At 36.7% G+C, this 11,622-nt stretch carries 15 protein-coding genes; 3 read left to right on the top strand and 12 right to left on the bottom strand.

Annotation, left to right across the window (positions count from 1 at the left end; genetic code table 11):
- Positions 1-199: 199 nt before the first annotated feature.
- The 8 genes from BLP46_RS11930 to BLP46_RS11895 form a co-directional block, all read right to left on the bottom strand.
- Positions 200-403: a hypothetical protein gene (locus BLP46_RS11930; protein ID WP_092979213.1), complete on the bottom strand. Its 204-nt coding sequence runs from the start codon at positions 401-403 to the stop codon at positions 200-202.
- Positions 404-414: 11 nt separating this feature from the next.
- Positions 415-1,485: a DNA adenine methylase gene (locus BLP46_RS11925; protein ID WP_092979211.1), complete on the bottom strand. Its 1,071-nt coding sequence runs from the start codon at positions 1,483-1,485 to the stop codon at positions 415-417.
- A gap of 162 nt (positions 1,486-1,647) precedes the next feature.
- Complete coding sequence (locus BLP46_RS11920) at positions 1,648-2,031, bottom strand: TnpV protein (protein ID WP_092979210.1); 384 nt, start codon at positions 2,029-2,031, stop codon at positions 1,648-1,650.
- Between the two features lie 130 nt (positions 2,032-2,161).
- Positions 2,162-3,223: a plasmid recombination protein gene (locus tag BLP46_RS11915; protein WP_318259613.1), complete on the bottom strand. Its 1,062-nt coding sequence runs from the start codon at positions 3,221-3,223 to the stop codon at positions 2,162-2,164.
- A 238-nt stretch (positions 3,224-3,461) separates the two neighbouring features.
- Positions 3,462-4,610 carry an AAA family ATPase gene (locus BLP46_RS11910; protein ID WP_092979209.1) on the bottom strand — a complete coding sequence of 383 codons (1,149 nt, stop codon included), beginning with the start codon at positions 4,608-4,610 and terminating at the stop codon, positions 3,462-3,464.
- Positions 4,607-4,933, bottom strand: a complete 327-nt coding sequence (locus BLP46_RS11905; protein WP_092979208.1) for a plasmid mobilization protein — start codon at positions 4,931-4,933, stop codon at positions 4,607-4,609. Before BLP46_RS11905 ends, BLP46_RS11910 begins: the two co-directional genes overlap by 4 nt.
- 1 nt (position 4,934) lies before the next feature.
- On the bottom strand, positions 4,935-6,014 hold the full coding sequence (locus BLP46_RS11900; protein ID WP_092979206.1) for a site-specific integrase: 1,080 nt from the start codon (positions 6,012-6,014) through the stop codon (positions 4,935-4,937).
- Position 6,015: 1 nt separating this feature from the next.
- Positions 6,016-6,213: a MarR family transcriptional regulator gene (locus BLP46_RS11895; protein WP_092979205.1), complete on the bottom strand. Its 198-nt coding sequence runs from the start codon at positions 6,211-6,213 to the stop codon at positions 6,016-6,018.
- A 286-nt stretch (positions 6,214-6,499) separates the two neighbouring features.
- On the opposite strand from BLP46_RS11895, the gene BLP46_RS11890 reads away from it, so the two are divergent.
- Together BLP46_RS11890 and BLP46_RS11885 are read left to right on the top strand one after the other, a co-directional pair.
- A complete protein-coding gene (locus BLP46_RS11890; RefSeq protein WP_092979204.1) occupies positions 6,500-6,970 on the top strand; it encodes a helix-turn-helix domain-containing protein in 471 nt (156 codons plus the stop codon).
- A gap of 1 nt (position 6,971) precedes the next feature.
- Positions 6,972-7,655, top strand: a complete 684-nt coding sequence (locus BLP46_RS11885) for a hypothetical protein (protein WP_092979203.1) — start codon at positions 6,972-6,974, stop codon at positions 7,653-7,655.
- Between the two features lie 397 nt (positions 7,656-8,052).
- Here the strand turns inward: BLP46_RS11885 and BLP46_RS11880 are convergent, their stop codons facing one another.
- From BLP46_RS11880 to BLP46_RS11865, 4 genes are all read right to left on the bottom strand, one after another.
- On the bottom strand, positions 8,053-8,766 hold the full coding sequence (locus tag BLP46_RS11880; protein ID WP_207645243.1) for a HEAT repeat domain-containing protein: 714 nt from the start codon (positions 8,764-8,766) through the stop codon (positions 8,053-8,055).
- Positions 8,767-8,773: 7 nt separating this feature from the next.
- Positions 8,774-9,418 (bottom strand): CPBP family intramembrane glutamic endopeptidase, encoded by a 645-nt coding sequence (locus BLP46_RS11875; protein WP_318259612.1) that lies wholly within the window; start codon positions 9,416-9,418, stop codon positions 8,774-8,776.
- Between the two features lie 66 nt (positions 9,419-9,484).
- Positions 9,485-9,685, bottom strand: a complete 201-nt coding sequence (locus BLP46_RS11870; protein ID WP_092979201.1) for a cysteine-rich KTR domain-containing protein — start codon at positions 9,683-9,685, stop codon at positions 9,485-9,487.
- Between the two features lie 20 nt (positions 9,686-9,705).
- On the bottom strand, positions 9,706-10,362 hold the full coding sequence (locus BLP46_RS11865) for a DUF998 domain-containing protein (RefSeq protein WP_167669268.1): 657 nt from the start codon (positions 10,360-10,362) through the stop codon (positions 9,706-9,708).
- 118 nt (positions 10,363-10,480) lie between these two features.
- Between BLP46_RS11865 and BLP46_RS11860 the strand changes: the two genes are divergently transcribed.
- On the top strand, positions 10,481-11,008 hold the full coding sequence (locus tag BLP46_RS11860; RefSeq protein ID WP_092979198.1) for a PadR family transcriptional regulator: 528 nt from the start codon (positions 10,481-10,483) through the stop codon (positions 11,006-11,008).
- Positions 11,009-11,622: the final 614 nt, after the last annotated feature.

Here is an 11,622-nt window from a genome sequence, read left to right as displayed (position 1 = left end):
TCTCAAAAAATTGTCGAACGCTGGACACAAAGATGTCGAAACTGGGATGTAGTTTTAAGCCAGTTATCAATAATATTTGAGGCCAGAATACCTGCTTGATTTGCCCCTGAGAATAGAATTTCCTGTCTGCAAAATGTTATTCACGCTTTGGCATGCATAACATTCCGCAGACAGGAATGAAAAGTTGACACGGGGCAAATCAGAAAGCCTGATTGCAACCGCAATCCTGTATTCTGTTATTGCTTGAAGGATTATTATTTACACAAAATTTTATGGGTTGCCCAATGTCGAATTGAGACAGAGTTCCTTGAAAAACAAAAATGATGTAATCGGTAAATACAAATTCTATAATTGCCTGTTTGGTTCCGTTTTCGATGCGCTGAGTACCTTCTCTGATTTCCATAGTCATTCCCCTTAAAAATTCGATATCAGCAATTCTTTGATCTTTCCTCTTGCTTCGCTATTACAGTTAATCATACGAGTTGCCTCAACACGTTTGATTTTATGTGCAGAGTAAATGTTATCAAAGAAATCATCATCTGTATTTGAATTCTTTGGATCGGAATTACTGATAACAACTTTTGCACCTTTTCTGTGCATATCATCAACAAAGTGTGCGAGTTCGATCTGTTCCTCATCGTTAAACAAGTTCTCAGTATATGCAGTAAAACTTGCTGTATCGGTAATAGGTCTGTACGGAGGATCAAAATAAACAAAAGTATTTTCGTCAATAAAGTCCGCAGATTCTCTATAATCTCCGCATACAATGGTAACTCTCTGTAATTTTTCTGATACGGCTCTAAGATTGTTTTCATCACAAATCATCGGATTTTTGTATGCTCCCATAGGAACATTAAACAACCCTTTTTTGTTTACTCGGAACAGACCGTTAAAACAAGTTTTATTAAGGAAAATCATCAATGCTGCTTTTTCAATATTGATGTTCTCGTTTCCATTAACCTTTAAATCATTAAAACGCTCACGCGTTTGCATATAATATATTTTTCGCTCATCCGTGTTAAGCGGAATAAAATCGTTTTGCATAGTGTAAAGTGTTTTTATCAAAGCATCAATATCATCACGGATAATGTGATATGTATTGATAAGTTCAGCATTAATATCGCTAATATAAACTTCTTCTAAATCATACTTACTGAGAATATCAAACAAAACTGCACCGCCGCCAACAAATGGCTCAGCATATTTTGTAATTCTTCCACTATCAAACGGATAGTAACGTTCAATCTCTTTAATGAGTTGACCTTTGCCGCCTACCCATTTCAAGAAGGGTTTGACCGCTTTTTCTTCAATTTTACTATATCGTGTTCTTCTTGCATCTATCGGTTTTTCTGCCGAAGTAGGTATAATCCACATATTACCCACCATAGTTGCCTCAGCAATTCTTTGTTCAGAACACAGAACTGCTACTCTTCTTTGAGAAATACCCCACTTGTCAGCGGCTTCTCTTGCAGACATAAATTCCATAACAACCTCCTGAATACATTGAGTTCGTACTTGTATAATATTATATTCTAAAACTCGAATAATAGCAATACCGTTTTCGAAAAATGATTGTAAACTTTTTTATTTCCACCCTCAAAAAGGTATAAAGGCGGCAGAGAGAAAAACTCCCTGCCGCCGATACGATTAAACTGCATAAATTATTTCTGCATTCACAATTTCCGTTGCACAATTACGGATATTATTCATCTTCTGCACCCACGCCATTTGATCGGTTGCTTTTAAGTTTTCCGTTACATTTTCTTTTTCGGAAAGTTCCTTTACCAACCGAAGAAACAATGTGGTTGCCTGTTGTTCGACCTCATCAAGATAAGCACCGAGCTTACCCGAAGTAATTAAATTTGCGTATAAAACTCGATGATTTTCTTTTAAAAATCGTTTATGCCGCATACCCCATACGCCGATGTTTTCGTGTTCTTCTTCGGTGGGTAATGCAAGGTCAGGTAAGTAATAATCGCCTTGCAAAGTGTAACTGATACCCGTTCTTTCGTCTGTAAAATGCTTTCTCATAGTGTGTTCCTACCTTTCATAATTTTTATTTTTTCTAAAGCGTTCATCACGCTGTTTAGACTGTTTTGGCTCTTTAGCTTTTGTCACAAGTTCATCAATTTGTTTGCTGCCGAATACCTTTCGGAGCAAATTATAATCTCGGTTTTGTGCCACTAATTTTTTTGTTTTCGTAGGCAAGTTTACCGTTATCTTTTCGCAAGTGTTCGTTCTCTCGATATAGATTTCGATTAGTAATATTCAAGCGGTGATAACTATCTAACGCCTGATAATACATTGACATTATTGAACTTATTACCTCTCGTAATTTCTTTATTAGCGGCTCAACAAACTTCGTTTTATAACTCTTTGCCGACATCAATGGCGGTGGATCTTGGAGCTGATAATCAGGCTCGGTGTCCAATTTTTTCGCAAGTTCTTCAATTACTTGCTCTCCCTTGCTGTAATTGCTGATGCGGTCTTGATACACTTCAAATTCGACTTTTTTATCAGCAAGTTTGCTTTCGAGTTCTGCAATTTCCTTTGTCCTTTGCTCCTTTTTATAATCAAGAACAGACAAGTGTTCACGCTTCGTTCCAAGCTGAAGCCACTCAACTCCGTGCCGCTTCATTACATCTGCAAGGACTTCTTTTTCGGATTGTACCCACTGACTCCACTCTGTTTCTTCACGGCTACCACCCTTGAAACCTTGCATAGCCAACGCTTGTTTCAGCGTTACCCTTGTGTCCGATCCACGCTTACTGCCTGTCATAAAGGGGACAAAATCTATATGCAGGTGGGGTGTTTCTTCATCCAAATGCAAGTGAGCCGAGAACACTCGAAGCTGGGGATTTCTCTCTATAAATCCGCTATAATACTCATCCAAAATTTTTCCTGCGAGTTCGCAATGCTCCCCTTGAACATTGGTATCATCCTTATTCCCAATCTGCACAACAATCTCGTGGAACAATTTTTCCTGCTTGCCCGTGCGTATTTTTTTATAATAATCATCTATCTCTCGATCGGCTCTCGTCTGCTTATCGTTGGATCTTTTCACAGCATCATCAAAGAGTTCGTGATATACCCTGCGGATATTTTCATTACAATAACAGACATTGTTTTGTGTGCGTTCGGCATCCACATTTGAAGCCTTGAACTTACGGCTATTGTGTGCTTGCGAGCCTTTACCGACCTCTATACTTATCGTTCTCTCCATTATTTATCACTTCCTTCCTCTAAAAAAGTTTTGTTACTTTTGTCAAAAGTAATATAAAAGCACTTTTGACAGGCACACCTATCGAAAATGCGACCTGCGAGCAGGTTTTGCGTTCTCCGGAGGGCAAAGAGCCGCCTTTGAAAAGGCACTCTCTGCACACTCCGCTAAACTTTTGCTGTGTCGGTCTGCGTCGATAGTGACGGTGATTTTGCCACCGCCTAAAACAGCGACACAACCGTCACACATCGTCACGCTGTTCATAAGTCAAACTTACTTTACGCCCATCGTGACAGCGTTTGTTTTGATAACTTATTCCATACTCGTTAAACAAACGCCCAGCATTGATATTCAACTTCATAGTCAATGCATTTGCTTTCATATCAGCACCGAGAAATTCAACAAGCTCTGTCGGACTGCCATACCATTCGGGGTTTTCATTTGTAATTTTGCCTGCTATATTTTCAAGCAATGGTTCGGGCGGCAACTTCCAAAGTTCTGTTTCAGTTCTCTCAAGTTCCCACACAAGAGTTTCGGGATTGCGATTAAGATAAATCTTTTGGTCCGGTTGGTCTCTGCCTGAAACTTCAAGCGTTGCCGAATTGCTTGTACGCTTTTCTTTCCGTAAAATAAAGCCACCGTCGGCTGCGCCAAGCAATCCGTTTGTACCCGAAATCATATCAAACTTGTCATCGGAATTTTGCTTTCTTGTATGATGAACAAGCAGCAAACATATTCCATAACTATCCGCAAACTTTTTAAGCCTTGTGATAATCTCATAATCGTTTGCATAGCTGTAATTGTCTCCACCGACTTCACGCACCTTTTGAAGTGTGTCTACGATAATCAATCTTGTATCGGAGTGTTCCGCCATAAATTTTGAGAGCTGTTCATCAAGTCCATTTCCAAGTTCACCTGCCGAAACATAAAAGTACAAATTATCCGCACTTTCCGTTCCGAACATTCGGTACAATCTTTCCTGCAATCTGTGGTAGTCGTCTTCGAGAGCAAGGTATAGGACAGTTCCTTTTTTTACACCAAAATTCCAAAGCGGTGTGCCTGTGCTGATATGGTAAGCAAGCTGTGCCATAAGAAAACTTTTGCCAAGTTTCGGAGCTCCTGCAAAAATATATGTTCCGGGGTAAAGCAAGCCGTCAATCAATGGCGGTTTGCTTTGATACACCGTGTTATATAACTCACGCATAGAAATCGTTTTCAAATGTGATGGATCGAGCTGTTGCAAAAATTCTTTTTGCATTTCCTCAAGATAATCATCTAAGCTCTTGCCATCCTCATTATAATCGGTTATACTATCATTACATACATTTAGTGACTGCTCCGTATCTGCGCCAACAGATACAACCGGAGCGGTCTTTTCTTTTTCTGTCATTCTAATACCTCCTTTAATCCACCGAGAATATCGGCAATCATTTTGATTAAGTCAAGTAATTCGTCATTGACTTCACCGCCGTTTTCAATCCTCTGTAATTCCGTAAGTACATCTGCAAGATTATTACGCAAAGCCTTATATACTCTCGGATTGCCTTGAACTACAACCTCTTTGTTTACAAGTCGCCTTGTAATATAGTCCTGTTTGGTTAAACCCGAAAGCTGAACATAGCGTTCAATCTGTTCCCACTCTTCGTGCGAAACTCTAAAAGCCACAGTCTTGTTTCTCCAACGGTTGTGTTCATCTTTGTTTTTAAGTGACATATTATTTTCTCTCCTTCCATAATTCATCAAGTGTGTTTGCCATTTCGTTTTGTTTCGACGGATATATATGGGTATATCTGTCGGTGATTTCCACTGTTTCGTGACCAACCCTATCAGCAATAGCAGCGGCTTGGTAGCCTTGATTTATTAAAAGTGAAACATGCGAATGTCTCAAATCGTGAATACGAATACGCTTTACCCCTGCGGCTTTTGAGCCTCGGTCCATTTCGTGATGAAGATAGCTTTTTGAAATAGGGAATATTCTGTCTCCGTCATTCGGTGAATAAAACATTTTGAAATATTCCTGCATTTCATCACATAAAAACTGCGGCATTTTTATTGTTCGATTGCTTTTCTCCGTTTTCGGTGGAGTAATAACATCTTCTCCGTGCAATCTTTGATAAGATTTGTTGATTGTAAGCATATTGTTTTTAAAGTCAAAATCACCGGCAGTTAATGCAAGCAACTCACCTACACGAATACCTGTCCAATAAAGCATTTGAAAAGCATAATATGAAATAGGCTTGTCCATCATTTCATCAGAAAACTTACTGTATTCCTCCACAGTCCAATAACTCATTTCCTTGCGTTCTTCCTTACCCATATTACCGACCGTAGAGGCAGGATTTAATCTTAAACCGTAAATCTTGATTGCGTGATTGAACAATGCACTCAACTGATTATGAATCGTCTTTAAATATCCCTGAGAAAGCGGCTCTCCACTTGAATTTGTTTGCTTTCTAATCTCTTTTTGCCAAGCGATAACATCTTTTGCCGATATATCACATAATCGCTTATGCTCAAAATACGGCAATATTTTAGTTTTAATAATATGCTCTTTGGTAAGCCAAGTGTTTTCCTTTAACTTTGGTCTAACATCTTTTTCGTACAATTCCGTAAAAGTCTTAAATGGCATAGTGACATCGGCTTTCTTTTCGGTCAGGAATGCTCGTTCCCACTCCTGTGCCTCTCGTTTGGTGGCAAAGCCACGCTTTAATTTTTGCTGTCGCAAGCCTTGCCAGTCTGTGTAACGGAACTGCACATACCAAGTTCCGTTTTTTTCATTTTTAAATGCTCCCATTTTAATCGCTCCTTTCAATTGTTTTGGTTGAGTAAAATTTTTCGTGAAAGAATTTACGGTCAATTCTGCCGGGAATTGTAATACACCCGGTTGACTGTAATTCTTTATTTAATTTGCGTATAAGTTTGTAAGCGTAATAAACGGAAACGACCATTTCTTCTGCCACATCCTCAACACGCATAAACATTTTGTTAGACATTAACATCATCCTTTCATTTTTACATTTTCATAATTATTTAGTGTCGGAGAACTTTCTGACCGCATTCCGATTTGCCCGAGCGGATACACCATTACCGTGATGTATGACGGATATTCAGTTTTTGCAAACAACTTAACGCTATTTGCTTAATGATTATACTAAACGTATTCCGTTATGTCAAGTGGTTTTCGCAAAAATATTAAACCTTTTTGTTTTATGTTGCTTGGCATATACTAAACATATATGATATACTGATTGCACATTACATAAGTAAGGAGCGTATTTTATGGCAATCGGAGAGAGAATAAGATTCTTTCGTAATCTTTGCGGAATGACACAGAAATATTTAGGACAGGTGGTCGGATTTCCTGAAAAGACCGCTGACATTCGTATGGCACAGTATGAATCCAGCAGCAGAACGCCTAAGGCTGATTTAACAAACAACCTTGCAAATGTATTCGGTGTTTCTACAAGTGCTTTAACTGTGCCGGATATTGACAGTTACAACGGCTTAATGCACACGCTTTTTACTCTTGAAGATTTATATGGCTTCCGTATTGATAAACTTGATGACGAACTTTGCATACGACTTGATAAGGGTATGGGAACAAACTATATTACAATGTTTGATATGTTTTCCGCTTGGCAGCAACAAGCGGAAAAGTTCAAAAACGGAGAAATCACGAAAGAGGAATACGATAACTGGAGATATAACTATCCTGCAAGTAATGTGATAAACACTAAAGAGGATAAATAATATGGATAAACTTATACCAATTGTGATTCTGTTTGGTATTGTTATAATCGGTTTTGTATCAAAATTTTTAGAACTCGGTGATATTCGTAGCAGATATGAATTTACACATGAATACCGCAATAAGTTTATTAACTTTATAAATGAACTTTTCACAAACCACAATTTTAATCAAAGTGTTTATCACGAGCTAACCGAAAAAGTAAAAGAAATGCAATATGAGTTAGGTGCAGACGGTGTATATGCCTATGTTCAAGATAATCTAAAAGGATATGCAACAAATAATTACGAATTACTTGTAAACTTTTTGCCTGAAACCCGCAATGTTATAAGAAATCAAGGCAATATTATCTTGATGGAAAGATGGAACCAAGCAGTTCAATATTGTGATGATATGTTTCTTCGACATTTAGGTACTCTAAAACTTGCCGAAGAAAAAATCAAAAGGAGTCTTAAAAATCCTTTTTCAGACTTTGCTGAAGGAGTTAAACTTATAATTTCTTTGCCAGTGCTACTGTTAAAATGGTTTGGATTTATATCAGCAGAAAGTAGCACAAAAATAAAAAAGAACCCGATTCTAAAGATTATCAATTTTATTGTTACCACTGTAAGTTTTGTAAGTGGAATTATGGCAATAGTTATGGGATGGAATGCTTTTGGGGCACTAATTAAATCATTTATAAAATAAACGCAAAAAGGCATTACCGACTGCAAAAGTCAGTAATGCCTTTTTAGTATTTAAGATAATCTATTCGCAAGCCACTTGGTCTGTTTAGAATAAAACAGCCTGATAGTTTGCTATCATTTTGCTATCAAATCGGGAATTTGAGAGCATAAAACCCAGTGTTTATGCGGGTTTACACAACTCTTGATATTATTCCCACTCGCTTAATTCACTTTAATACTAAGCGTATTAGTTTAGTGCTTGCTTCGTTTGATACCATTATTACCGCTATTCTGACTATTATTTTTGGCTTCAAATAATAACAGTATCAAAACAGTATCAACGGTACTGCGATCATTATAACAGAAACAAACCGTAAAATCAATACTTTAAAGCGATAAATTGATTGTAAATATATATTCTAATCTGTATCGAAAAGTGTAACACTTTTAGGCTTCAAAACGTATTGTTTATGCTCCCTCTGGAGAGCAAAATTTGATTGGCTCTGCGTCTTTGCAACCGGCTCTTTATTGGTTTTAGACAGTGTAGCTCTAATTGCTCCTTTGGTGTGAATACGAACTATGCTAACCTCATCATGCGTTGCTATATATTCTAATCTTTCTAAATATGGTCGTACAAACTCAGGCTTTCGTTTTCCTAACACCCGAAACATCTCTGGTGCTTCTATTCGAACTCTATCGTTTTTATCGTTAAGAAGTTCTGCAAATATTGGCAAACAATCCTTATACACTGTTGGTGTATTTGTCGCAATGTTTTCAGAAGCCCATATAAAGCTCAACCGTACATTAGGACTTTTATCTTTTGCTAAGATAAATAGTTCTCCAAAATAAGGGGCAACAAGTTTATAATCTGCTCTACCGATTCGTCCTAAAGCATTAGCGGAACGCTCTCTTAATAAGTCATTATCTGAAACGATAAAAGAAGCGATTGCTTTTGTATATGGTGCGATTTCCCGCGGATATATCAACCCCATCTCCCCAAGCAGCCACATTGCTTTAGCCGTTATTTTAGGAGATTGATTTTTAAGCAAAGAAGCTACATAAGGGATATTTTGTTTCCAAATAGTTTTATCTTTTGTCAGTTGACCGAGTTCACGATATAGTTTTTCGTCCATGAGATTTTTACCTTTTGTTTCTATTAGTTCTGAAATGTACAATAAATACTACAATAATTATACATAATGTAGCAATACCTGCTATAGTCGAGGATAGCGTCATTTTAGGAAACTGATCAAATTTCAACATATAAGTTACAAAGGCGTTGGGGAGATTTACAAAGTATGCTACAATCAAGTTATTTCCTGAGAGTTTATAAGCAGTCGCAAACCCAATTCCGACAGCAAATAGCAAAAGAATGTCCTCAAATGTACGGAATCCAGGATAACCTATATGGTAAAGCGAAAACATCAATTCCGAAAGAATTATAGCGGATATTGATCCAAACTCTGTCTCAAACTTATTTTGGAAAAACCCACGGAATAAAAACTCCTCAAAAAATGTAGTCATAATAAGCGGCACAACCCCAATAGGCAGCAAGTTCCACGGAATAGTACCGCCTTTAATCACGATAGGAATAAGTTGTCCTCCAACGGAAATAGCAACAAATACTATTAAAATTATAATTTGTTTTTTGCCTAGCGCTTTAATTCCGAGAAAGTTAAATACATTTTCCTCTTTCCGTAATAAGAACAGGGGAATTAAAAAGCTAAACAATATACCATACATAACATTATAAAAGAAAAAATAATATATCGGTTTTAAAAGCAAATTGCACAACCAACACAAAGTACTAATGCTGTTTCAAACAATGCTGCTATAAAAATAGTCTTTAACTTATTCATTCTTTTTGTAGCCTTCCTTTTTTTGAACATCTTTTTCAATGATGGTTACATGAAATTGTTTTGCTTCAATCAATGTTTCCTGTTTGCATTTTGGACAGTATAGAGGATAATTCATAAGAATAGTATTTTCTCTAAGCTGTGTGCGAGTTTTATTGCCACAAATAGGACAGAGTATCCATTCTGATTTTATCATTCCAATACCTCACTATTGGTCTAAAAGAACAAGTTACTCATAGTCTTATAAACAAAAGGGACATACATACAAAATAAAGTAAGGCGTTCCCATAATCCTTCATATTTCAAAATGGTATTTTGAAATTGCTTTTTATCTCCCATAATAAAACAAGCGAAAAAAACAAGTGCTAAGATAAATGCAGCAATACATACAACTCCAAAAGCAACATCGTTTTCTTTAATTTCTAATATCGCATTCAGCAGAGGGAAGAACAGCAGAGCCATAAATCCTATTGCAGCAGCAATACCGTGGATTTTTGATGAAATAGTAATAATGTTTTTGTTTTCATTTACACTAAATATTCCCGATAATAAGCCTGCTCCAATCGCAAATACGCCAATAGAAAGCGACAACAAAACGGATACTATTGGAAATTTTGCTTTTAGTGCAAGAAAGTAAACAATCGCTGTAAATGCCAAAAAGCATCCGAGCCATATTAACCAAATGTTATAGGCAATACGGACAGGACTTTGCGGATTCCCCAAAGCACTCATTACCATTGTCTTACTGTTATAGCCATCATAATACCGACTTAATATCCACGGTAACAAAAACTCTCCAATAAGTGTGAGCAATAAAGCAAGATTAAAAGCTTTATTGTTTATCATATTTCCTATCGTATTAAGTTGCGGCATAAAAAACTCCTTAAAGATATTCCATTTTGTTTTTTTTGTGTTATAATAGTAGTATATTAAGCGACTACTACACATATATAGTACTATAAATATAAACTTCTGTCAAGGGGGATATTTTATGCTGTCAAAACCTGCAACAATACTATTAGGTCTTATTTGTGAAAAACCACTTAACGCTTATGAGATAATAAAGCAATTAAACTATATGAATGTTAAATGGTGGTTCAATATTGCCGACTCAACCGTTTATTCAACTCTCAAAGCTCTTGAAAAAAAGAATTACATAGTAGGAGCAACTGAAAAAGTTGGCAATATGCCCAACAGAACAGTATATAGCCTTTCTGATAAAGGGAAAAGCGAATTTCAAGACACTTTAAAAAGTTCCATTCTACAATTTAATTACGATACCAATATTTTTTCTATTGCCGCCTTTTTTCTTAATACCTTTAATCCAGATGAACAATCTGACCTTTTACAAAAGCGTATTCAAATCTTGAGTAAATATCGTGAAGGCATTGAAAAGCAAGTAAATCCAATTTGGGAGAACGAGGTTTCTGCTATTCATTCTGCAAATGTCAGAAGAATGATTGACTTGGTGGATGCTGAAATAACAGGCACTCGTCGTTTGCTTGAAGCTATAATGTAAATAGCAGAAAGTGTTTACAAAATAACAGCCGCCAAGAAGGAAAACATCCCACTTGGCGGCTGTTATTATATTTCTATAATAGAATTTTATTCCCACTCGCTTAATTCACTTTAATACTAAGCGTATTAGTTTAGCGCTTGCTTCGTTTGATACCATTATTACCGCTATTCTGACTATTATTTTTGGCTTCAAATAATAACAGTATCAAAACAGTATCAACGGTACTGCTGTTATTATAGCACGAACAATCTATAAAATCAACACTTTAAAGTGATAAATCGCATTTAAATATATCTACTAATCCGTATCGAAAAAGTGTCACGCTTTTACGGCTTCAAAAGGCACTTTTTATGTGCCATTTGTAAATCAGAATCTGTTAGGTAGGGTATTTATATTACCTTACGAGTCTGATAGTTACGGACGCTCTCAAAACCAAGATTTATAATTTCAAGTAGCTAACCTTTACAGCTTTCTCAAAATATCCAAGCTGTGATTAGTAGCGCCTATCAAATCCTGTCGTTCGCAGGTTGCAAAATGATAGGACAGCCATTTTGCAAAGGTTTCATCGTCAAATTCTTCGAGATATTCACGGATATATCTGCTTGCGCCGTCGG

The organism is Ruminococcus sp. YE282 (genome assembly GCA_900101355.1).
GTDB lineage: Bacteria > Bacillota > Clostridia > Oscillospirales > Acutalibacteraceae > Ruminococcoides > Ruminococcoides bromii_A.
This window is presented reverse-complemented; position numbering and strand designations above follow the sequence as displayed.